Raw genomic sequence first — 22,127 nt, forward strand, 5'->3', positions numbered from 1 at the left:
TAAGCGAAAGTAGTACAGCCAGCACAAAAAGCCGGAGAGGGTTCCTCCGGCTTTTGGGCAGCTGTTATGTATGTATGCTCTATCCGAGGATATTAGCTTTTACGGGCAGCAGTAAGGAAAGAAGAAACAGCAGGATAATCAGGAGAGCAACAATATACTTTCTATGTACAGGCTTAATCCTCATCACGTACTCCTATTCAATAGTTTACAGCACTTTTATATAATACCTGCAAATTACCAAATATGTATGTAAAATTTGTTACTTTACTACACAAATGAGGCTGCCTCCCCGAGGCAGCCTCATCCTATTATTAACTTCTGCTACGCCTGCGCACTATCTCCGGCAGCATCCGCCTTCAACAAAGAAGGCGAGGAGAACGTCTCGCCTGACACCGCCGGCAGGCGGATGTCAGCTGTGCCGGCGCCGAACAAGTGCCGGAAGACCTCATCCACTGTGTCCACTGGGATGACCTGGAGCGGGGCGACATCGGCGAACAGGGACTGCCAGTTGTCCTTGGGAATGAAGACGGTGGTGGCGCCGGCCTGGAAGGCGGCTTCGACCTTGGCAATGACGCCGCCGACCGGCTTCACGCGGCCGTGGATGCCGATCTCGCCGGTGATGGCAACGGTGTTATCCACCGGCAGCCGGCGGATGGCTGAGACGATGGCGACGGCCATCGCCACTCCGGCGGACGGCCCGTCAATCGGCGTACCGCCTGGGAAGTTCACGTGCAGGTCGAAGCGGTCCGGCTCCAGGTTCATCATGCGCAGCACGGTGAGCACATTCTCGACTGAGCCCTTGGCCATGCTCTTGCGGCGGATCGTCCGTGAGCCGCCGCCAATCTCTTCTTCATCGACTACCCCCGTGATGTTCAGCCGGCCCTGGCCGTTATTCGCTGGTGCGGCGGAGACTTCAATCTCAAGCAGGGTGCCCATGCCCGGCCCGTAGACCGCAAGCCCGTTGACGAGCCCGATCTGCGGCGAGGACGGGATCTTGCGTTCGGTGCGCAGCGGCAGCTGGCTGCTGCCTGCCACCCATTCCACCTCAGCCGCGCTTAGCGTGTCCCGCTGCTCGGTGAGCGCAAGCCCTGCGGCCAGCTGGATCATGTTCACCGCTTCACGGCCGTTAGTTGCGTACTGCTGGACTACAGCTACTGCTTCAGGACTCGGCTTCAGGCCGATCTTCTGGATCGCATCCCTGGCGATAACCTCAATCTCTTCCGGCAGCAGCGGACGGAAATAGATCTCCATGCAGCGTGAACGCAGCGCCGGGGAGAGCTCGTCCGGTGAGCGGGTGGTGGCTCCGACCAGCCGGAAATCGGCAGGCAGGCCATTTTGAAAAATATCATGGATATACGCAGGCGTATTGCTGTCCTCGGAGTTATAATACGCACTCTCCAGCAGCACCTTGCGGTCCTCCAGCACCTTGAGCAGCTTGTTCATCTGAATCGGGTGCAGCTCCCCGATCTCATCGAGGAACAGAATGCCCCCGTGTGCCTTCGTCACCGCCCCCGGCTTCGGCTGCGGCACACCGGCAATTCCCATCGCCCCGGCCCCCTGATAGATCGGGTCATGCACCGAGCCGATCAGCGGATCGGCAATCCCCCGCTCATCGAAACGCGCTGTAGTCGCATCAATCTCCGTGAACTTCGCATCATTCTTAAACGGAGACAGCGGGTTCTTCTTTGCTTCCTCCATTACGACACGGGCAGCAGCCGTCTTGCCGACTCCCGGAGGCCCGTAAATAATAACGTGCTGGGGATTCGCGCTGCACAGCGCCGCCTTGAGCGCACGCAGCCCGTCCTTCTGTCCGACGATATCTCCAATAGCGGCGGGACGCGTTTTTTCCGAGAGCGGCTTGGTCAGGGAGATCATCCGCATTTTTCGCAGCTTATCCAGCTCCTTGCGTGACTCCCGGTCCACCGCGGTCTTGTTTGTCTTTTGTCCACGCAGCAGATTCCAAAAATAAACGCCGATAACCAGCGCAAAAAAGAGCTGCACGATCATCAGCAATATACCAAGTTGCATAGGTCATCCTCCTGTTTCCTTCAGTCTATCTGTTCGGCCCTTTTGGCTACTACTAGGTAGTATAGCCGTTTCGGACATTCGTAAACGCCGCCGGGGGGATTCGCGCTGCACTATTTTTTGCATACTACTATATTCAAGCGGAAATACTGAGCGGACAGGAGGAGATGGAAATGACTGAGAAGCATGATCCGAAGAAGCGCCGGGAGCAGCTGCCCGGTTCGCAGGCGCTTTTTCTGGAGGAGATGCGCGGCCGGCTGGGGAACAGTACGGATATCATCTACCGCTTGCTGGCCCTGGGGTCCTTCTCTGCCGCCGTTGTTTTCATAGAGGGGATGGCCGAGCCCCAGGCGCTTATTGAGGCACTGCACCGGGATCAGCCGCTGTATGCGGAGATCGACGGCGCGGACCCCGGCGCTGGACTGCAGCTGTTAAAGGAACGGACGATCACGCTCGGCAAAGTAGGGGAAGTCCGGTCTCTGGAGGAGATCGAAGCGGAAATTCTCAGCGGTAACACCGTTCTGTATATAGAAAGAGCTGCAGTAGCCCTGTCCGTCGGAACCGAAAATCTGAAGCAGCGCGCCGTAGAGGACGCCACCTCCCAGTCCGTCGTCAGAGGTCCGCGCGAGGGCTTCACAGAATCGCTGCGCGAGAATACCGCCTTAGTCCGCAGACGAGTCCAGAATCCGCAGCTGCGCATTGAGGAGCGGAAGATGGGAGCGTCCACCCGGACCTCCGTATCCGTCATGTATATGGAAGACAGGGTGGATATGACGGCACTGGAGGAGCTAAGGCGCAGGCTGAATGCCGCTAAGCTCGACAGTGTGCTGGAGAGCAATTATATCGAGGAGATGATCCAGGATAAGCGCTACAGCCCATTCCCCACGGTATACAATACCGAACGGCCGGATGTAACCGCTTCTGCCCTGCTGGAGGGACGGATCGCCATTCTCGTGGACGGGACCCCCTTTGTACTGATCGTTCCGGCTCTGCTCGTCCAGTTTTTCCAGTCGAGTGAGGACTATTACCAGCGCAGTGATTTTGCCAGCCTGGTCCGGATGCTCCGTTATCTCTGCTTCCTGCTCGCCCTGCTGACACCGTCATTCTACATCGCGATTACGACCTTTCATCAGGAGATGATCCCCACCAGCCTGCTGATCAGCCTGATCGGCCAGCGTGAGGGCATTCCGTTTCCGGCTTTTCTGGAGGCCTTCATTATGGAGGTTACCTTCGAAATTCTGCGCGAAGCAGGCATCCGGCTGCCGAAGTCAATCGGCCAATCCGTATCTATTGTCGGAACGCTGGTTATCGGCCAGGCGGCTGTGGATGCCGGTCTGGTCTCTGCGGCCATGGTCATTGTTGTCGCAATCACGGCGATTGCGAACTTTGCGCTGCCGGCGTTCAATGTCGGGATTTCTGTGCGGATGCTGCGGTTTGTGCTGATGGCGATCGCCGCTTCGTTCGGCCTGTACGGTATGGTGATTGCGCTGATTATCCTGGCACTGCATCTCTGCACCCTGGAGTCGCTGGGCGTTCCTTACATGAGCTCTTTCGCCCCGCTGCGCCGGGGAGCACAGAAGGACACTCTGCTCAGGCTGTCACAGCGGATGATGAAGCGGTATTTTGGCCAGAGCTGATTACTGCTGGAAGGGGAGAACTGTCTTTTGTATACAAAATCACTTCGCTGCATCCTGCTGCTCATCAGCTTAACTTTGCTCAGTGGCTGCTGGAGCCGTAAGGAACTCAATGATCTGGCTATCGTTATGGCACTCGGCGTGGATCTCGACAAGGACGGCTACGCGGTCTCTGCACAGGTAATGAACCCCGGCCAGTCCGGCAGCCTGTCCGGCGGCTCTAACGGAAGTCTCCCGGTCGTTACCTATAAGGCTAAAGGGACCACCATACCCGAAGCCCTGCAGCGCATGCTCAGCACAACTCCGCGCAGCCTCTATCTGGCCCATGTCCGCGTGCTGGTCTTCGGTGAAGCATTCGCGAGACAGGGGGTGGGCGATGCCGTCGATTACATTACCCGCAATCATGAGCTGCGCACGGATTTCTTCCTGCTGGTAGCCAAGCATACCGATGCGTCAACGATACTGGATGTCATCACCCCCTTTGAGCAGATCCCGGCCAACTCCCTCTACTCTTCGATTCTGGTCGCGCACAAAAACTGGGCAGGCACCGGAAAAGTAACCCTGCAGCAGTTCATCGTCGAGCTGGAGCGCGGCGGCTCCAACCCGATTATGTCCGGCATACAGCTTCAGGGCGACACTTCAGAGCATGGCTCGGTCAAAAATGTGCAGAGCGTCATCCCCAGATCGCTGATTAAGCAGGCCGGCATCGCCGTGTTCAAAAAAGACAAGCTGATCGGCTGGCTGGGGGAAGCCCCGAGTAAAACCGTCAATTACGTGCTGAATGAGGTGGAATCGACGCAGGGCAGTATCACCTGTCCGGACGGCGGGGTGGCCGGATTCATCATTACCAATGCCAAGAGCAGGATTAAGATTTCCCTTAACCAAAAGGACGAGCCTGAATTCGTCATTCATCTAAAAGCGGAAGCCAATCTCACCGCACTGAACAGCAGGCTTGATCTTAGTCAAACGGCCAGCATCCGGGAGCTGGAGCAGCGGCTCGAAGCAAAGTTCGATAATCTGATGGCTGCCAATATCAGACAGGTTCAGGAGAAGTATGACTCCGATATTTATGGACTCGGCGAGGAGCTGCACAGGCAATACCCGAAGCTATGGCGCAGCTACCGTAAGCACTGGGACGAAACCTTTCGGACTGTCAAAGTAAGCGTCCAATCGGACGTAGCCATCCGGCGGATCGGCTCGGTCGTGCAGCCGCAGCAAAAGGAGATGGAAGAGAAATGAGCTGGGGCCTCTTTTTATTAATTTCCCTGATTCTGGTGCCGGTGTTCGAAACGCCGCAATTAATCAAGCTTCGTTCACCGCGGGATCTGCTGGTTTTTTTCGGGATATGGGCTATTGCATTGGCGTCTACCATCGGAGTTATGGCCGGACTGCCGCAGTGGAGAATGCTGGAGTGGGCCCGCAGCTTCATCCAGCTCTTTCCGGGCTGATTGATTAACAGGAGAGGGGAGGCGGTCCACACGTGAAGCGGACAATCGGTATCAGCGCACTTCAGTTCTTCATATTGACTTTTGGCCTGACCATTGGCACGTCCATCCTGGTCACACCCAGCGGTATGGCCCATATAGCCAGGGAGGATGCCTGGATTGCCTCTTTAATCAGCATGTTAATTAATCTGCTGATGGTTATACTGTATATCGCCCTTGCCAGGCTCTACCCCGGACAGACCTTGTATGAGATTCTGGAGTCTGTCACCGGAAAATGGCCCGGCAAGCTGCTGACACTGGCTTATCTGTTCTACTTCATTTCATTGATTGGCACTCTGCTCGGGAATCTCGGCTTCTTCGTCTCCGGTGAGGTCATGCCGGAAACGCCGCCGGAGGTAGTGCAGATTATTTTCCTGATCGCTGCTATCATCAGCGCCCGCAAAGGCATCATTATTCTAGCCCGGGTTGGGGAGCTGTTCTTCCCGTGGGTAGTGGTCCTGCTGCTCATCCTGGTTCTGGCCCTGATTCCGCAGATTGAATGGAACTACATCAAGCCGGTGCTTGAGGATGGCTGGATGCCGGTGCTGCAGGCCGGACTGCAGGCCTCTATTTTTCAGGAGGTGATCGTTCTGATGGTCTTTCTTCCGCTTGTCAGGCAGAATAAGCCCCGTGAGCGCGCCTATTTCCTCGGAATCGCTGCAGGGGATCTGGTCCTCAGTGCCATTGTACTGCTCAGTGTACTCGTGCTTGGCATTGAACAGACGGAGAACAGCACTTTTCCCGCATATGCCCTGGCTAAGACCATCAACATAGGCAACATTCTGCAGCGGGTAGAAGGCATTCTGATTACGATCTGGATCTTGACCTATTTCATTAAAATCTCTGTCCTGTTCCTGTCCATGCTCCAGGGGCTGCGCAGCATATTCGGGCTGAAGCGGCACAATCATCTGATCTATCCGTTAGCCGCACTGTTCATGATCATTGCCTGGAATACATATATCAACACCGTTTACGTCAATGACATCATCGCTACGGTGTGGATGAAATTCGCGTCTCTTTTCCTGCTTGTTATACCGGCTATCCTCTATGTCACCGCCCTGGTGCGGGTGAAGCTGCTGAAGCAGAAGAAGCCGGAGCCTTCCCCAAAAAGCAGGCAGCAGCAGGAAAACCACAAAACCCCTTAATTTCCGGAGCTACCGGAATCTAAGGGGTTTTGTTAGATTAGCGTATTGTTAGATGAGTACGTTATCGCGGGAACGGGTTCCCGGTCCTGCCAGCTTAGGCATTCCCCGGCTGCACAGCCGGAGCCAGATTGGCATGCTTACGGCCCGGGATTTCGCCCGTGCGTTCAAAATGCTCCACGATGACATCGATTTCCTTCTTCAGCTCAGACACCAGCTCCGCTTCCGGAACCTTACGGATCATCTGGCCGTAGCGGAACAGCAGTCCTTCACCGCGGGCGCCGGCAATCCCGATATCCGCTTCACGTGCTTCTCCGGGACCGTTAACGGCACAGCCTAATACGGATACCTTAATAGGCACCTTAAGCTTGGAGATGTACTCTTCCACTTCGTTGGCAATGGAGAAGAGATCGATATCCAGACGTCCGCAGGTCGGGCAGGAAATCAGTGTAGCCGCATTGGAGATCAGGCCGAAGGTCTTGAGCAGCTCACGCGCTACCTTAACCTCTTCAACCGGATCTGCACTAAGCGAGATACGCACTGTACTGCCGATACCCATCGAGAGCAGCGCACCGATACCCGCTGAGCTCTTCACCGTTCCGGCGAACAGCGTGCCGGATTCAGTGATTCCGAGATGGAGCGGATACGGAATGACTTCTGCCGCCTTGCGGTAAGCCTCAATTGCCATCGGCACATCGGAAGCCTTCAGCGAGACGATGATATCATGGAAATCCAGTTCTTCGAGAATCCCGATATGGTACAGGGCACTTTCGACCATCGCTTCCGGTGTCGGATAACCGTATTTCTCCAGGAGATGAGTCTCCAGGGAACCGGCGTTAACCCCGATGCGGATCGGAATGCCTTTATCCTTACAGGCTTTGACTACCGCCTCTACCTTGTCACGGCGGCCGATATTGCCGGGATTGATCCGCACCTTGTCGATGCCGTTCTCAATCGCCAGCAGCGCCAGCTTATGGTTGAAATGAATATCCGCCACGAGCGGAATATGAATCTGCTTCTTGATCTCTTTGATCGCTGCAGCCGCTTCTTCATTGTTGACGGTTACGCGTACGAGCTGGCAGCCTGCTTCTTCCAGACGCAGAATTTCAGCCACTGTAGCTTCTACGTCAGCGGTTTTGGTCGTACACATGCTTTGAATCGCAACCTCGTTATTACCCCCGATGATTACTCCGCCGACATTGACGGGCCGGGTCTGGTGTCTCAAGAACATGGTTTCTCTCTCCCCCATAACGATCAAAGCTCCACCCCTCCCGCTCCGCGGTGAAGCGGGATAAGCGGAAAACGGTGGAGGCTGTGATTGTGATTATTTGTAAGGACTGCGCAGCTTAGGCGCTTTCCTCTTTCTTTTTGTCTTTCTTGATGCCCAGCTCAGGCAGAGCCTTCTCCTGGACTACCTGCTCCGTAATCACGCAGTCTTTGATATCATCGCGTGACGGAACCTCGTACATCACATCGAGCATAATGCTCTCAATGATGGCACGCAGACCGCGGGCACCGGTGTTGCGTTTGATCGCTTCCTTGGCAATCGCTTCAAGGGCCTGCGGCTCAAACTTCAGCGCCACGTTATCCATCTCCAGCAGCTTAATGTACTGCTTGGTCAGTGCATTCTTCGGTTCGGACAGAATGCGTACCAAGGTCGTTTCATCAAGCGGCTCTAGTGTAGAGATAACCGGCAGACGGCCGACAAACTCAGGGATCAGACCGAATTTCAGCAGATCCTCAGGCAATACCATGGACAGGTATTCACCGGCTTTCAGATCCTTCTGGCCTTCAGCACCTGCATTGAAGCCGATAACCTTCTTACCGATACGGCGTTTGATCATCTGCTCCAGGCCGTCAAAAGCACCGCCTACGATGAACAAAATGTTCGTCGTGTCGATCTGAATAAATTCCTGATGAGGGTGCTTACGTCCGCCTTGCGGAGGAACCGAAGCGACTGTACCTTCCAGAATCTTCAGCAGCGCCTGCTGTACACCTTCACCGGAAACGTCGCGTGTAATCGACGGGTTCTCGGATTTACGGGCTACCTTATCAATTTCGTCAATATAGATAATGCCGCGTTCGGCCTTCTCAACATCATAATCTGCAGCCTGGATCAGCTTAAGCAGAATGTTCTCAACATCCTCGCCGACATAGCCCGCTTCCGTCAGGGAAGTGGCATCTGCAATGGCAAACGGCACGTTGATGATCTTCGCCATCGTCTGGGCCAGCAGGGTCTTACCGGAACCGGTCGGACCGAGAAGCAGGATGTTACTCTTAGTCAGCTCAACATCCTCAATCTTGCTCTGGCTGTTGACACGCTTATAGTGATTGTATACGGCAACGGAGAGCGATTTCTTCGCCTGCTCCTGGCCGATTACATACTGATCAAGAATGTCGCGGATTTCCTTCGGCTTCGGAATATCCTTCAGATCCAGCTCTTCCTCATGGCCGAGCTCTTCCTCCACGATCTCCGTGCACAGCTCGATGCATTCATCGCATATATAAACGCCAGGTCCTGCTACAAGCTTACGGACCTGCTCCTGTGATTTACCGCAAAAGGAGCATTTCAGCTGCCCTTTTTCATCATTGAACTTAAACATCTTACCACCCCTTTTAAGATATGATCGGTGAAGAGAGTACCTGGTCAATAAGCCCGTATTCCTTCGCTTCTTCCGCGCTCATAAAGTTATCGCGGTCCGTATCCCGTTCGATTTTATCAAGGGGTTGACCTGTGCGATCCACATAAATCTGATTCAGCTTCTGTTTCGTCTTGAGAATCCAGTCTGTATGAATCCAGATATCGGATGCCTGCCCCTGAACACCGCCGAGCGGCTGATGAATCATAACCTCGCTGTTGGTCAGTGCATATCTCTTGCCCGGCGCTCCGGCTGTAAGCAGCAGGGAACCCATACTGGCTGCCATCCCGACGCAAATGGTTGAAACATCCGGTTTGATATATTGCATCGTATCATATATACCCATGCCGGCTGTTACAGAACCACCGGGAGAGTTGATGTACAGGTGTATGTCTTTTTCCGGGTCATCCGCAGCCAGAAACAGCAGCTGGGCAATGACCAGATTGGCAACATCATCGTCAATCGCATTGCTCAGGAAGATAATGCGGTCCTTAAGCAACCGGGAATAAATATCGTATGAGCGTTCACCACGACTTGTTGATTCCACAACCATAGGTACCAGACTCATGCCACCAACCTCTTTTCTCTATACAGATTATTCTTTCCGTTTCAGAAATAGTTTAACACGTTCGCAGCGGGATGTCATTTTTTCACTTTTCAATCAGAAGCAGCTTAGCCGTCCACTCAGAAACGTCATCTGCTGCTGTGTAAAAGAGAAGGATTATTAATATGCACAGCATATAAATGCTCCTCTTTTGTAAAAAAGGAATATCCCGCGTGCCTGCCATTATAGCGCACTTCCTGGCAGAATGCCAATTGCACCTTCCGGTTATGTACACACAAACGTACGGCTCCCGATAAAAAATAAGGCACGTAACAAAACCTACGTGCCTTATTGACTGCTATTATGGAGGCCGTCTTGCCTGGCCGCTCTAAGTAAAGGTGGTTACAGAGGGATTACTCAGCGCTTGCTTCTTCAGCAGCAGCAGGTGCTTCAACTTCAACACTGCTCGATACAAGCAGTTCGATAGTTTTGCGCAGGGAAATTTCTTCATTAAGGCTGCTCAGGGAACCATTGGCTGCCAGAATGCTGCGGATCTCTTCAGGCGAACGCTTGAAGGATTCAGCCATGTTAGCAAGCTCCTGGGTTACTTCTTCTTCAGAAACCTCGATGTTCTCTTCCTTTGCAATTACTTCAAGCACCAGGTTGTTGCGAACGCGCTTCTCGGCATCGCCCTTCATCTGGCCTTCAAGATCATCACGGGTCTGGCCGGAGAAGCTGAGGAACATGTCCATGTTCATGCCCTGCTGACGAAGACGGTTGTCGAAATCACGAACCATGTTCGCTACTTCGCTCTTAATCATCGCTTCAGGAATTTCAACTTCTGCGTTAGCAGCCGCTGCATCAACTACTGCGTTCTCACGGGTACCTTTCAGCTCTTCCTGCTTACGGGATTCCAGCTGTGCCTTCAGATCCGCTTTGTATTCTTCAAGCGTGTCGAATTCACTTACATCCTTAGCGAACTCGTCATCCAGCTCAGGAAGCTGTTTGCGTTTGATTTCGTGCAGCTTCACTTTGAATACTGCAGCCTTGCCGGCAAGGTTCTCTGCATGGTAGCTCTCAGGGAAAGTAACTTCAACATCCTTGAAATCGCCAGTAGCCATACCAACAACCTGCTCTTCGAAGCCAGGGATGAAGGAGTTGCTGCCAAGCTCCAGGGAATGACGCTCAGCCGAACCGCCTTCAAAAGGAACACCGTCAACAGAACCGTCAAAGTCGATAACCGCGATATCGCCGTTAACTGCCGCATCTTCTTCAACAACAACCAGCTCAGCATGACGCTCCTGCAGGCGTGTCAGTTCAGCGTTCAGCTCATCTTCTGTAACTTCTGCCTTCTGGGCAGGAACTTCCAGGCCTTTGTACTGGCCCAGCTTCACTTCCGGCTTAACAGTAACCTTCGCTTTGAAGATGAATGCTTGGCCTTTAGCGAATTGCTCGATGTCCACTTCAGGACGGTCAACAGGGAAGATGTCAGCCTGCTCAACAGCTTCGCCGTATACTTCAGGCAGAAGGATGTCAATTGCATCCTGATAGAGGCTCTCTACGCCAAAACGGGATTCAAAGATCGGCCGCGGTACTTTACCTTTACGGAAGCCAGGTACGTTTGCTTTCTTAACCACTTTATTAAAAGCTTTGTCGAGGGCAGCAGCTACGCGCTCTGCTTCTACTTCGACTTCAAGAACTCCAAGGTTCTTCTCTATTTTTTCCCAGGTTGCTTTCATAATATACTTTTCCCTCCAAAAATAGGTTGCATGTTAATTTAAATAATCACGATTTTCACGCACAGAATAACCATTATATTATATACAACATCGCTTTATTTATCAAGTATGGAACTCTTAACAAATCCTCTCAGAGAACGGTACGCCCCTTCAAATTGAAAGCGCATGCTGTCCGTGATGCCATACATGACCCGCGTCTCTTCCTCCTGCCGGGTTCCGTTCAGGCTCTCGGATACCAGCTGATGCAGCGCCCCGGCCCAGATATCGAGTAGTTCATCGCTGCCGTCCAGCAGCTTGCGGTAATCGCCCGACCCGTAAATCGACATCATAAACTGTCCCCAGAGCTCCTGGGCAAAATAGTACAGTGTAGGCTCGTGCACCTCGGCCTGCTCCGCCACCCGCTCCATTACCTGGGCGACCTGCGGGGGGAAATCCTCATTCTGCAGCGGCACCGCTTCAATCTCAATCTGTGCCAGCTCGCTGCCGCGGGCCAGCCTGATCACGCCCTGCACCCCGCGCTTCTTCAGCGTCTGCAGCGTGCGGAACTGCAGCAGCGGATGCACCGGCGTCTTCTGCAGCCACTGGCTTAGCGTCTCATCCACCTGGCTGCCCTCCAGATAAGAGAGCTGCTCCAGCGCCAGTATCGTTCCCTCCGACAGCGGCTCATTCATTACCTTGCGCAGCAGCTTGTCCGGATAACCGGCATCCTCCTCCAGCTTCGACTTGGCCAGAATCCGGGCCATATCCTCTTCCTTCAGATCCTTCTCTTCGCCGGAATCGGCAGGGTCTGCTCCAGTGCTCCGGGCTTCGTACGGAAAAGCCGCCTCGAGCCAGTCAAGCAGCGACTGCCATTCCTCGTAGTGCCGCTCTTCCTGTCCCTGGCATTGCAGCAGAAACCGCAGCAATTCCATCGCTTCCCCGTAACGTTCACTCTCCAGCATGACCGTAAGCTGAATCTGGTAATAATCCAGTGTCTTCGGAAACAGCACGATATTCTCTTTGGCGGGGGAATTGAATTGATTAATGAGGGCACCTCCTTTTTGTCCGATCCATGATCAATTGTAGATTATAGCATATCCTGTTACGCATTCAAAAAAACAAGTTGAAAAAGTTATTCATATGTGATAATATAATTTTTGCTTGCTTTTGAGTCATCATGTCCCGGTAGCTCAGTTGGATAGAGCATGCGCCTTCTAAGCGCACGGTCGGGGGTTCGAATCCCTTCCGGGACGTCCTACAGAAACAGCCTTCCTTCGGGGAGGCTGTTTTTTTGCGTTCCGCACCACCAAAATATAATGTTACCCTAAGTTCTAACGGACACAGATGACGCTATTTGGCTACTTTTCCGCTCTAAATAATTCTAACGGACTTCACAGCCGTTATTTGGCCCCAAAAGTGGAAAATGGCTGCCGAGTTGCGCAAATAGCGCCCACTGGGACCGTTAGACTACGGAAATGCTCTGAAACTAATGGATAACGTCTCCTGAGTCCGTTTTGAATCCGGAAGCGGGTACATCACCGGGATGTCAGCTAGAACCAGACAACAGCGTGATAACCACCTAGTTGAACCAAATGGAAAGATTAGTTAGTTAAAAGCCCCAGCGCTCGCCCCTTTACTCCGACTCCATCCGCAGCTTGATCATGCGGATAGTATCCGCATCGAATGTAATATTCTCGAGCGGCGTGGTGATATCTGCGGCGTAGCGGTCGATAGTGATGCGGCCCAGATAGATTTTGCGCACGGTGATGCTGTGCTTGGCCTTGAGATAGGACTGCGCGCCGCTCTCGCCGCCGACATAATATGCGCTGATGCTGCCGCCTGCCTCCAGCCTGGAGCCCCGGCATACCGCGAACACCTTGCGGAACACAATATTGCCCGAAGAGAACAGCTCGCTCTGAACAATACCGTCCCGGTGGATAATAATGTCGCCGTTTGACTTAAGCGTGCTGTTCTGGCATTTGCCGATATTGACCTCCACCTTGTTCTCCTGCATCCGGGCCACGCCCGTGTGCAGCTCCTCAATCATGTTGATCACCCCGCTCAGCGAAGCCTCGTTCATGAAATCAATAAGCTGCACCGGCTTCAGCATCAGCTTCAAAAAATGAATGGTCTGCTCCAGATCCTGATGATACGAAGCCTGTACGGTTGCCAGCACTGAGAGGAGCTCTTTGATGAGCACGGGGATTTTTTGAAATTTGCTTTCCAGCAGCAGCACCACGGCCTGGCCGTATTTTACACTCTGCTTGCGGGCCTGGACGGCCTGAATGAGCACCCGGACCGCTTTTTTCAGCAGCATGGCCTCATCAATTAACAGCTTGGAGCCGTTAAAGATCCGGTTATACATTACGCCGAAGTAGCCGGAATACAGCTTGCTGTTAACGACATTTCCTTTTATGACAATACTCCCGGTTGCTGTGATGGTCGAGTTATATACGCTGCCTTCCACATAGACATTGCCGAGCGATTCAATAATCATGTTGTCTTCGACATTGCCGCGCACGACCACATCGCCGGAGAACAGGATATTGCCTGTCTGGATACTGACATTGCCCGGAACCGTATAAGTCGTCGTAATGTCAAAATACTTGGCCTTCTCCCCGGTCACCCGGGGCCGGCCTTCACGCAGCGCACGGATCTCGTTATTGATCAGCAGTACGGTGCTGTTCTTGGCGGCAATAGAAATATCACCCGGACGCGGCGGATACAGAATCTCACCGTATACGTCACAGCCGGGTATGCCTTCCACAGGAGGAACCTTGCGGGCAATCACCTGCCCCCTGATCACAGACGGAATGCGGAGATGGCTGCGGAAATCCACCTGGCCCTCCACTTCACTGAACTCATTCTCAATCGTCTCGGAAAAAAACAGCTCAAGCTGAGCATTCTCCCCCGGAACCGCCGCCCGCCCTTTAGCTGCCGTAATCGGCTGGTATGACGGATTCTGCAGTTCGGCATGGATCCCGGAAATGTTCAGATTCTGCAGGATCCCCCGCTGTTCGAAATCGCCAATAATCTGATTGAGGCCCAGCAGCTCAACTACAGTGTCTGTATCCATCGCCGCATCTACTTCGATCATGCTGGAGGAATAACAGTCATTCAGCTGCCACATGTAACGCCGCGTTGAGTACAGCGTGAAAAAAGCCTGCAGACGATCCTCCGACACATGAATCATATACAGCGGCGGCTCCTTAATCGACCATTCGATCTTATCCAGCGAGGTTACCTCGGCCGGACCTGTAACCGGCTGTCCGTTAATGCGGATGACAACTGGAGCAGCAGCAGTAATAACAGCAGGACTTCCGCCGGGGAGCGGGTCCTGGACAAAGATTTTGCCTGCCCGGACAAGCACACGGCCTCCGAGATCATTGTCGAACTCAGGTTCAATAAAGGCCGCATCAAGCGCCTCTTCATCCACATTCTCCGAAAGCTCCAGCATATTGATCAGCTTATTCAGTTCCTGCTCACTCATCCGGTCCGGCATCAGAATTGCACCTCCAGGTTCGTGCATAATTGTCGAAAAACGGCATTATATGCCTGTTGCTTCATTGTAGTATTATTAATAATTTTAAGCAATTGATAAACAGCCGCAGGCTGCGGAACGCAAAATAGCCCCACAAAGCGGGGCCTTTACAAGGATACTGACTTATTCAGGTACTTTAGCGGGACCCCGGAAACTTATACAATCTTTATTACCCAAAAAGCTGCCCGGTGTGCAAATAACCACCCCGGACAGCCGGCTAGCTTGAATCTAATGCCCCTTCTTACGGTTGCCCAGCCACAGCGGGAACCGGAACATGAAGTTGATCAGCAGCACGACGAAGACCAGCACCGCCGCCGATTTGTCGGCAATCTGCCTTGCATCTTCGACAATGGCCTCGGACTGCACATACCAGAGATGCACTGCGAGCGTCTCACCCGGGGAGAACAGGTTGAAGTCCCACATTTCACCCGAGGTGCTTAGGCCCGCGGTGAGAATAATAACCGCTGATTCCCCAAAGGCGCGTCCGGCTACGAGACAGATGCCGGTAACGATCGCCGGCAGGGCCACCGGCAGTACAACCTTGCGGATGACGTGGAATTTGGTCATCCCCAGCGCATAGCCGGCTTCACGGATATCGCCGGGAACGGCTCGCACCGCTTCTTCGGTTACGCGGGCCAGCATCGGCAGGTTAAGCAGGGCCAGGGAGACCCCGCCGCCGAGTATGGTCAGGCCGACGCCGAAATATTCGGCGAAGATTGCCAGCCCGAGCAGCCCGAATACAATTGAAGGCACGGAAGACAGCGACTCTACACAGATACGCAGCGCGCCGGTAAAACGGTTGTCCGGCGCATACTCCGCCATATAGATCCCTGCACCTACCCCGATCGGAATTGAAATCAGCAGGGAGATGAACAGGATATAGAAGGAGTTGAACAGGACCGGTCCGATCCCGCCGCCCGGATCAATCTCTTCCGGGAGCCTGACCAGAAACTCCGGTCTGAGCTGCGGCAGCCCTTTGCTGAGAATTGTAAAGAGCAGCCAGAAGATCAGCAGCATAACCAGCGCACCCAGTGCATAGAAGCCGAATGTAGCAATCTTATTGTTGCGCCGGGAGCGCGCAGTATGACGGTTACGTGTTAGGTTCATTACGCGTCCCCCCTTTTCCGGCCGAGCACACGGATGATAAGAATCAGGACGAAGGAGATCAGCAGCAGCAGGAAAGCCATCATATGCAGCGCATAGTTCCAGGTCGATTCAAATTCCACGTTCGAAATCTGCATCACAATGTTGCTGGTCAGAACGGAGGACGGGGTGAACAGGCTTTTAGCCAGCTGCGGCGTATTGCCGATGACCATAACCACCGCCATTGTCTCACCGACTGCACGGGTCATGCCAAGGATAACCGCCGAGATAATCCCCCGCTTGGCCGCCGGCAATACAACCCGCATAATGACCTGCAGGCGGGTAGAGCCGAGGGCATAGGCCGCATCACGGAACTTGCGCGGAACCGCCACAATCGCATCATCACTGATCCGGCAGATCGTCGGCAGGACCATCAGAGCCAGAACCAGCGCAGCCGCCAGTACGCCGTCGCCAAGCCCTTCACCGCTGACTCTGCGCAGGAAAGGCAGCAGTACGGTGAGGCCAAGATAGCCGTATACAATAGAAGGAATACCGACAAGCAGGTCGAGCACGGGGCGGATAAAGCTTTTCATCCACTTGGGGGCGATCTCCGCACAGAGCACAGCCATCCCGACAGAGACAGGCACTGCAATCAGCAGGGTAAGAGCAGTCAGTATTAATGTATTTACTATAAAGGCCGCCGCACCAAAAATCTCCTCCTCCGGTGTCCAGTTAAAGGACAGGAAGAACTCGGCCGGAGAGACATCTCCGAATAGCAGCAGCGCTGTTTTTCCGATGAATACAATGACAAGTCCAAGCACGAGACAGAGCGCCAGGATGCTAAAAAAGAAATAATAACGCGATAACCGGTTGCCAAGCAGATGTCTTCTGTGGCGTTTGTCATTAATGATGCTGTGCTCAGCCTTATTTGGCGTTTGGGATGCCAGGCTTTGGACGGGTGCCCCCATACTTTCCCTCCTGTAAGCGGCCAACCCCGAATATTCCGGAGCTGGCCGCTGTTACCGTTCAATATGATGAAGCGTTTGATTAGCCTTTCATGGCTGCAATCGGGATGAACTTAAGCTTTTTGAGTGAGCCGTTCTGGAACTTCTTGCTTTGTACATATTCGATGAATTCCTTGGTCGCGCCGGTCGGCTGGCCCTTAGTCATGTAGTAGCCGTATGCCCAGATCTTGTACGAGCCGTTAATTACGTTATCCGTAGTAGCTGCAATACCATTGTGCTTAACAGCCTTGATATCGCTGCCGGTTACGTAGACAAGGTCGATATAGCCGATAGCGTTCGGAGTAGTGGCAACCGCAGTCTTCATGTCACCGCTGGAGCCGGTTTCCTTGTAGTTCTTTTCTTTCTTCACGATGTCGCCGCCGCCAAGCGCTTTAGCCTGGTAGTTAACGCGTGTACCGGAACCGAAGGAACGGGTGATTACGACGATGTTGGCGTCCGAACCGCCCACTTCCTTCCAGTTCGTGATTTTACCGGAGAAAATACCCGCCAGCTGCTCAGTAGTCAGGTTATCTACGCCGACGTTTTTATTCACGATAGTGGCAAAAGGAATAACCGCTACCTTGTTCGCTACCTGTCCGTCAAAAGCCTTGAAGCCCGGTACGTCGATGCTGGCATCCCAGTCGCAGGCGCCGATGTCGGCGATGCCTTTTTTAACAGCCTGGGGTCCAGTTACGGAGCCTTTACCGGATGCAGCGATTTTTACCTTAGGGTGCAGCTTCTGGAATTCCTTAGCCGCCTGTAAGGTGAGCGGAAGCAGTGCAGTGGAGCCGTTGATGGTAATTTTACCCTTGAGGGTGTCGGCTGCTGATGCAATCCCCGCGAATGTTGCTGTCACAGCAATTACTGCTGTCAGAGCCGTTACCGTAAATTTTTTAAAAAGCTTCATGATCTGAATTCTCCTCCCGGCGCTATGCCGTTATATTGTGTGGGCTATGAGGGACGTGTCTTATTTAGTCAGCTGCAGCGCTTTACCGCCCTGGATCAGCAGGACTTTACCGTCCGATACTACCGCCAGCTTGCTGCCGTCATGGGACACCGCAACCTCGGATACATCTTCAGCTGTCTGGAACAGCACGGTTTTATTACCGCTTGCGTCAATGGAATAAATAGTAGTGCTTCCGTCAGCTGCCATTCCGGATACAACCAGACCCGTAGCTACGCCGGCAGACCAGGTTGCTTCCGTATCAAGGGTGATGTTAGTAATAGCTCCGTCCGCGCTGATCGATTTCAGGGTGTTAGCCGCATTTCCTTCAGCGTCTGCACTCAGATAGACCACGCCGCCGTTCGCAAGAATTTCAGGGTACAGCTTGTTGTCGAGCTCTGTAGTCAATGCTTTTGGCTTAGCATCCTTAGTTGCAATATCCAGCCTGTAGAGCTGCTCACCGGCTTTGCTGTAATCTACGGTCAGGGAATCCTCGGTGCTGTCGGCATCATTTTTGGCAACGCCGGTTACATTGACAATGTAGACTACGCTTTTTGCATCGGAAGCAAGGCGGAGTTCGGATTTGTTCTCCACTTTATCTTCGAGCACAGCTTTTACTGTTCCGGTTTCAACTGAGATCTGGGCAATCTTCTCCTGCTTGTCGCCTTGGATGAAGTAGATAGTTTTGTTGTCCTGCGACCAGACCAGATCTGTCTTCACGCTTGTATCGGTACCAAGTGAGGAGATCGCGCCGCTTGCCAGGTTGATCAGCTTCAGCTGGCCTGTCTCATCAGTGAATGCGCCCCACTGCTGATCAGCGGAAACGGCGAAATCCAGTGCACTCTCATTGGAAGAAAACACTTCATAATCGCCCGGATATGCGCTGAACTTGAGCAGCTGCGCTGTTTCGGAATCACTCTTGTTCGCAATGATGCTGCCGTCTGCTGTCCAGTGCAATGTATCAAACTGGCCTTCCGGACGGGCAAAGCTCATAATCTCAAGGCCTTCAGCCGAAAGCTCACCGCCAAGCGCGGTTACGAGCTTAGTCAGCTCTACATATACTTTTCCGTTATATACAACAGGCGCTACCGTAAACTGCTGGGCTGCACCATCTACTACATAGCTTTTGGAGCCTGTTTGAAGCTGCACCGTATGTAATCCTTTGCTGTCGTTCAGTTCAAAGCCGCCGTTTGTAAGAATCAGCTTGGCACCAAGCTCTCCGGCAACCTGGCTTAATGAATACAGCTTATAACCGCTGCTGTCGATTGTGCTGAACTGGGCCGGATTGCTGTTCACAGTCCAAGTAGCTGTTCCTGTTTTGACTGTACTGGCGACGGCTGCGGCACTAGCGCTGCCCGCTCCTGCAATACTGCCCGCCACACCTGTTACAAGAAGTGCAGAAGCCAAAGCCGCGCTGAACCATTTACTATTTCTCAATTAGATTCACCCTTTTCCTATAGGTAACTGCTACTGTTATTTTCTTCTATCAGTGTGAATTCTGTTCGAGAGGATTGTTCGGCGATTATTAACTAACGCAAAAAAACCAGCCCCGAATGACCTGGGGATAGCTCTTTGGTAAACGCTATGTAAAAACTCCCGCAAAAAATTCAATAAAGAGACATGCAGGCCTCTTCCGGCCTTGCACAGCCGCTATATTTCCATATAAAAACCTGCAATCAGGCGCCTCCTGATAGCGGTCAGTTTTCAATCCAGGTTACGATAATTTCAGCCCCTCCGGGGTTCGCTGCTGAGCTGCTGCCGATAATGGAGTAGGAGTAGCTGCCCGGCGCTTTGCCGCTGATAAGGAGGTTATTCTTGTCCATAATCTGCGTGCCGCTCTCCAGTGACTTCTCCGCAACATATTTCATATAGGTGGTCCCCAGCGCTGCTATCGTCTGCTCGGTTTCGTATATTAGCATCGAAGACTTCTTGCCGTCCACCTGTGCTCCTTCCGTATACGTAATGCCTGCACCCTCGGGAATCGGCAAATCACCCGGAAAATACTGAGGATCAGGGAGCTGCTCCTCAGCCAGTGTATGAAAATGCCGGTTCTCTGCATCCCCGCTCTCCATCCGGCTGCACGCACTCAGGCTTAAGCTGGCGGCCAGCACTATAAGCAAAGGGAACACTGGTTTCTTGATAGCCATCGGGGGAATCCTCCTGTCGGTTTTGGAGTGAAGGAAGGCAAGGCATGATCAGTTGTGCGGCTGGGTATAGTCTAGGGAATATGGTGTAGAGTATATGTAGGATATGGAGTGTACATAGGACATAGAGGTAATTAACCATTTGGGCCGTATGGCAAACGGATGTTGCAAATTTTAAATATAGGCTCAAACGGAAGTGTAAATCCAGGAAGTGTAAATCCAAAGAGCAATACACTTAAACTAATGTTACAAAGACTATCTTAAACACAGTGCTAACTTATCATTGCTGCTGCAATAATACAGCTCTGGGCGAAGGCGCCCTCTGCAAATAATAATGTACAGTTTGCGGGCAACGTAATACAATAATGAGTGAGTACTCACTCATTATATAATGAATCGAGGGGATCAATATGAATCAGGATCAGCCGGTTATTTCTGTTACCCGTGTCAGCAGGGCATTTGGCAGCAAAACCGTGCTTAAGGATATCAGCCTTCAGGTGAACCGCGCAGAGACGTTTGGGCTGCTGGGCCCGTCCGGTTCGGGCAAGACTACATTGGTTAAGCTGCTGACTGGTATCGACGAGGCCAGCTCCGGTGAGGTGCAGGTTATGGGCGTCAGGATGCCCAGGCTAACGATGCTGCAGCAGATCGGCTATATGGCCCAGTCGGATGCTTTATATACAGAGCTGAGCGCGAAGGAGAATCTGGAGTTTTTCGCAGCCCTCTACGGGCTGAAGGGAGGTAACCGCACACGGCGGATCGGCGATGTGATGGAGCTGGTCAACCTGCAGGAGCATCTGCGTAAGCGCGTGGACCAGTACTCCGGCGGGATGAAGCGCCGTTTGTCGCTGGCGATTGCCCTGCTGCATGAGCCTCCGCTGCTCATTCTGGATGAGCCTACTGTAGGGATTGACCCGCTGCTGCGCCAGTCGATCTGGAAGGAGCTGCGCTCGCTGAACAACCAGGGAACCACGATCGTCCTGACTACTCACGTTATGGATGAGGCAGAAAAATGCGACCGGCTCGGCATGATCCGGGACGGCGAGCTGCTGGCGGCAGATACTCCGGCAGGATTAATGCAGGCGACCGGCTCGGCAACGATCGAGGAAGCCTTTGTAACCTATGGAGGTGGCCGCAAATGAGAATCCGGGCCATAACTCTGCGTATTCTGCGGCAGTTCATTCATGATAAACGGACGATGGCGCTGATGTTCATCGCCCCTCTGCTCGTGCTCAGCCTGATGAGCCTTGTCTTTAACAGTGATGCCTACAAACCGAAGATCGGAGTGACCGGAGCCGCAGCTGTCTTCACCCCCGCGCTGGAGGCACAGGACACTTCTGTAACAAGCTTCACCACAGCTGAGCAAGGCGAAGCTGCGCTGCGTGGCAGCAGTATTGATGCCTTCATCACCGTTGAAGGAACCGCACCCTCCTTGATTCTGGAAGGCAGTAACCCGGCTGCTAACCGTGCAGTCATGCAGGTCATGCAGGAAGCGGTTCTGCAGCTGCAGCCGGCCGCCTCCGTTACAGGACTGATCCAGCCGTCAGTCAGCTATATGTACGGTGCTGAGGATATGACGACGATCGACCGATTCGGGCCGATTATGATCGGCGTGTTTGTGTTCTTTTTTGTCTTCCTGATTGCCGGTGTCTCCTTCCTGCGGGAGCGGACGACCGGTACGCTGGAACGCCTGCTCTCCACTCCGCTGAAGCGATGGGAGATTGTGCTCGGGTATGTCGGCGGCTTCGGGATTTTCACAGTTGTCCAGGCGCTGCTGATCTCCTGGTTCTCGGTTCAGGTGCTTGGCATTATGATGGCCGGCAGCTTCGGCTACGTCCTGCTCATTACGCTGCTACTGGCCATCACGGCGCTCACGCTTGGCACGCTGCTCTCGGCATTCGCAGGCAATGAGCTGCAGATGATCCAGTTCATTCCGCTGGTCATTGTGCCGCAGATATTTCTGAGCGGGCTCTTTCCGCTGGATACAATGCCGCTGTGGCTGCAGCGGACCGGCCTGGCGACACCTATCTACTACGGTGCCCAGGCGCTGATGGATATCATGATCCGCGGCAAAGGCTGGAGCTCCATCGCTCTGGATGCCTATGTACTGGTCGGCTTCTCCCTGCTGTTCATGGTGCTTAACGTGCTGGCCCTGCGCAAGCACCGCAGAATGTAGCTCCGGTGTCCCTTAATAAAGCGGGCATGTTACTATAGACGGAAGAGCAA

Annotated in this window: 18 protein-coding genes and 1 tRNA gene; 7 read left to right on the forward strand and 12 right to left on the reverse strand. The window is 53.3% G+C overall.

The window, feature by feature from the left end:
• Nucleotides 1-321 precede the first annotated feature (321 nt).
• Nucleotides 322-2,028 carry an ATP-dependent protease LonB gene (gene lonB / locus R70331_RS24040; protein WP_042179907.1) on the reverse strand — a complete coding sequence of 569 codons (1,707 nt, stop codon included), beginning with the start codon at nt 2,026-2,028 and terminating at the stop codon, nt 322-324.
• A gap of 170 nt (nt 2,029-2,198) precedes the next feature.
• Between lonB and R70331_RS24045 the strand changes: the two genes are divergently transcribed.
• The 4 genes from R70331_RS24045 to R70331_RS24060 are packed head-to-tail and all read left to right on the forward strand — an operon-like array spanning nt 2,199 to nt 6,288.
• Entirely contained in the window at nt 2,199-3,662 is a 1,464-nt protein-coding gene (locus tag R70331_RS24045; RefSeq protein WP_042179910.1) for a spore germination protein, read from the forward strand.
• 27 nt (nt 3,663-3,689) lie between these two features.
• Complete coding sequence (locus R70331_RS24050) at nt 3,690-4,898, forward strand: Ger(x)C family spore germination protein (protein WP_042179913.1); 1,209 nt, start codon at nt 3,690-3,692, stop codon at nt 4,896-4,898.
• Nucleotides 4,895-5,107: a hypothetical protein gene (locus R70331_RS24055; protein WP_042179916.1), complete on the forward strand. Its 213-nt coding sequence runs from the start codon at nt 4,895-4,897 to the stop codon at nt 5,105-5,107. Before R70331_RS24050 ends, R70331_RS24055 begins: the two co-directional genes overlap by 4 nt.
• Nucleotides 5,108-5,139: 32 nt before the next feature.
• Nucleotides 5,140-6,288: a GerAB/ArcD/ProY family transporter gene (locus R70331_RS24060; protein WP_042179919.1), complete on the forward strand. Its 1,149-nt coding sequence runs from the start codon at nt 5,140-5,142 to the stop codon at nt 6,286-6,288.
• A 94-nt stretch (nt 6,289-6,382) separates the two neighbouring features.
• Here R70331_RS24060 and ispG read toward each other — a convergent pair whose 3' ends face one another.
• From ispG to R70331_RS24085, 5 genes are all read right to left on the reverse strand, one after another.
• Nucleotides 6,383-7,516, reverse strand: a complete 1,134-nt coding sequence (gene ispG / locus R70331_RS24065; RefSeq protein WP_042179923.1) for a flavodoxin-dependent (E)-4-hydroxy-3-methylbut-2-enyl-diphosphate synthase — start codon at nt 7,514-7,516, stop codon at nt 6,383-6,385.
• A gap of 115 nt (nt 7,517-7,631) precedes the next feature.
• The gene (clpX, locus tag R70331_RS24070) at nt 7,632-8,888 is read right to left on the reverse strand and encodes an ATP-dependent protease ATP-binding subunit ClpX (RefSeq protein WP_042179926.1); all 1,257 of its coding nucleotides are present in this window, start codon (nt 8,886-8,888) and stop codon (nt 7,632-7,634) included.
• Between the two features lie 13 nt (nt 8,889-8,901).
• On the reverse strand, nt 8,902-9,492 hold the full coding sequence (clpP, locus tag R70331_RS24075; protein ID WP_042179928.1) for an ATP-dependent Clp endopeptidase proteolytic subunit ClpP: 591 nt from the start codon (nt 9,490-9,492) through the stop codon (nt 8,902-8,904).
• A 389-nt stretch (nt 9,493-9,881) separates the two neighbouring features.
• Nucleotides 9,882-11,207: a trigger factor gene (gene tig / locus R70331_RS24080; protein ID WP_042179930.1), complete on the reverse strand. Its 1,326-nt coding sequence runs from the start codon at nt 11,205-11,207 to the stop codon at nt 9,882-9,884.
• Nucleotides 11,208-11,302: 95 nt separating this feature from the next.
• A complete protein-coding gene (locus tag R70331_RS24085) occupies nt 11,303-12,148 on the reverse strand; it encodes a hypothetical protein (protein WP_042183168.1) in 846 nt (281 codons plus the stop codon).
• Between the two features lie 217 nt (nt 12,149-12,365).
• On the opposite strand from R70331_RS24085, the gene R70331_RS24090 reads away from it, so the two are divergent.
• Nucleotides 12,366-12,439 (forward strand) — tRNA-Arg (locus R70331_RS24090).
• Between the two features lie 380 nt (nt 12,440-12,819).
• Here R70331_RS24090 and R70331_RS24095 read toward each other — a convergent pair.
• The 6 genes from R70331_RS24095 to R70331_RS24120 all read right to left on the reverse strand — a co-directional run bounded on the left by R70331_RS24095 (nt 12,820) and on the right by R70331_RS24120 (nt 19,904).
• Nucleotides 12,820-14,688, reverse strand: a complete 1,869-nt coding sequence (locus R70331_RS24095; RefSeq protein ID WP_042179932.1) for a FapA family protein — start codon at nt 14,686-14,688, stop codon at nt 12,820-12,822.
• A gap of 267 nt (nt 14,689-14,955) precedes the next feature.
• Entirely contained in the window at nt 14,956-15,834 is an 879-nt protein-coding gene (gene pstA, locus R70331_RS24100) for a phosphate ABC transporter permease PstA (RefSeq protein WP_042179933.1), read from the reverse strand.
• Nucleotides 15,834-16,778 (reverse strand): phosphate ABC transporter permease subunit PstC, encoded by a 945-nt coding sequence (gene pstC / locus R70331_RS24105; RefSeq protein ID WP_042179935.1) that lies wholly within the window; start codon nt 16,776-16,778, stop codon nt 15,834-15,836. The genes pstA and pstC overlap by 1 nt, the downstream gene beginning before the upstream one ends.
• 79 nt (nt 16,779-16,857) lie before the next feature.
• Nucleotides 16,858-17,721 carry a phosphate ABC transporter substrate-binding protein gene (locus R70331_RS24110; protein WP_042179937.1) on the reverse strand — a complete coding sequence of 288 codons (864 nt, stop codon included), beginning with the start codon at nt 17,719-17,721 and terminating at the stop codon, nt 16,858-16,860.
• Between the two features lie 60 nt (nt 17,722-17,781).
• The gene (locus R70331_RS24115; protein WP_042179939.1) at nt 17,782-19,194 is read right to left on the reverse strand and encodes a stalk domain-containing protein; all 1,413 of its coding nucleotides are present in this window, start codon (nt 19,192-19,194) and stop codon (nt 17,782-17,784) included.
• A gap of 260 nt (nt 19,195-19,454) precedes the next feature.
• Nucleotides 19,455-19,904, reverse strand: coding sequence for a hypothetical protein (locus R70331_RS24120; protein WP_042179941.1), 450 nt, complete (start codon nt 19,902-19,904; stop codon nt 19,455-19,457).
• A 407-nt stretch (nt 19,905-20,311) separates the two neighbouring features.
• On the opposite strand from R70331_RS24120, the gene R70331_RS24125 reads away from it, so the two are divergent.
• Nucleotides 20,312-21,043, forward strand: a complete 732-nt coding sequence (locus tag R70331_RS24125; protein WP_042179943.1) for an ABC transporter ATP-binding protein — start codon at nt 20,312-20,314, stop codon at nt 21,041-21,043.
• Nucleotides 21,040-22,077 (forward strand): ABC transporter permease, encoded by a 1,038-nt coding sequence (locus R70331_RS24130; RefSeq protein ID WP_042179945.1) that lies wholly within the window; start codon nt 21,040-21,042, stop codon nt 22,075-22,077. The genes R70331_RS24125 and R70331_RS24130 overlap by 4 nt, the downstream gene beginning before the upstream one ends.
• The last annotated feature ends 50 nt before the right edge of the window (nt 22,078-22,127 follow it).

This window comes from Paenibacillus sp. FSL R7-0331 (assembly GCF_000758645.1).
Taxonomy (GTDB): Bacteria; Bacillota; Bacilli; order Paenibacillales; family Paenibacillaceae; genus Paenibacillus_AQ; species Paenibacillus_AQ camerounensis.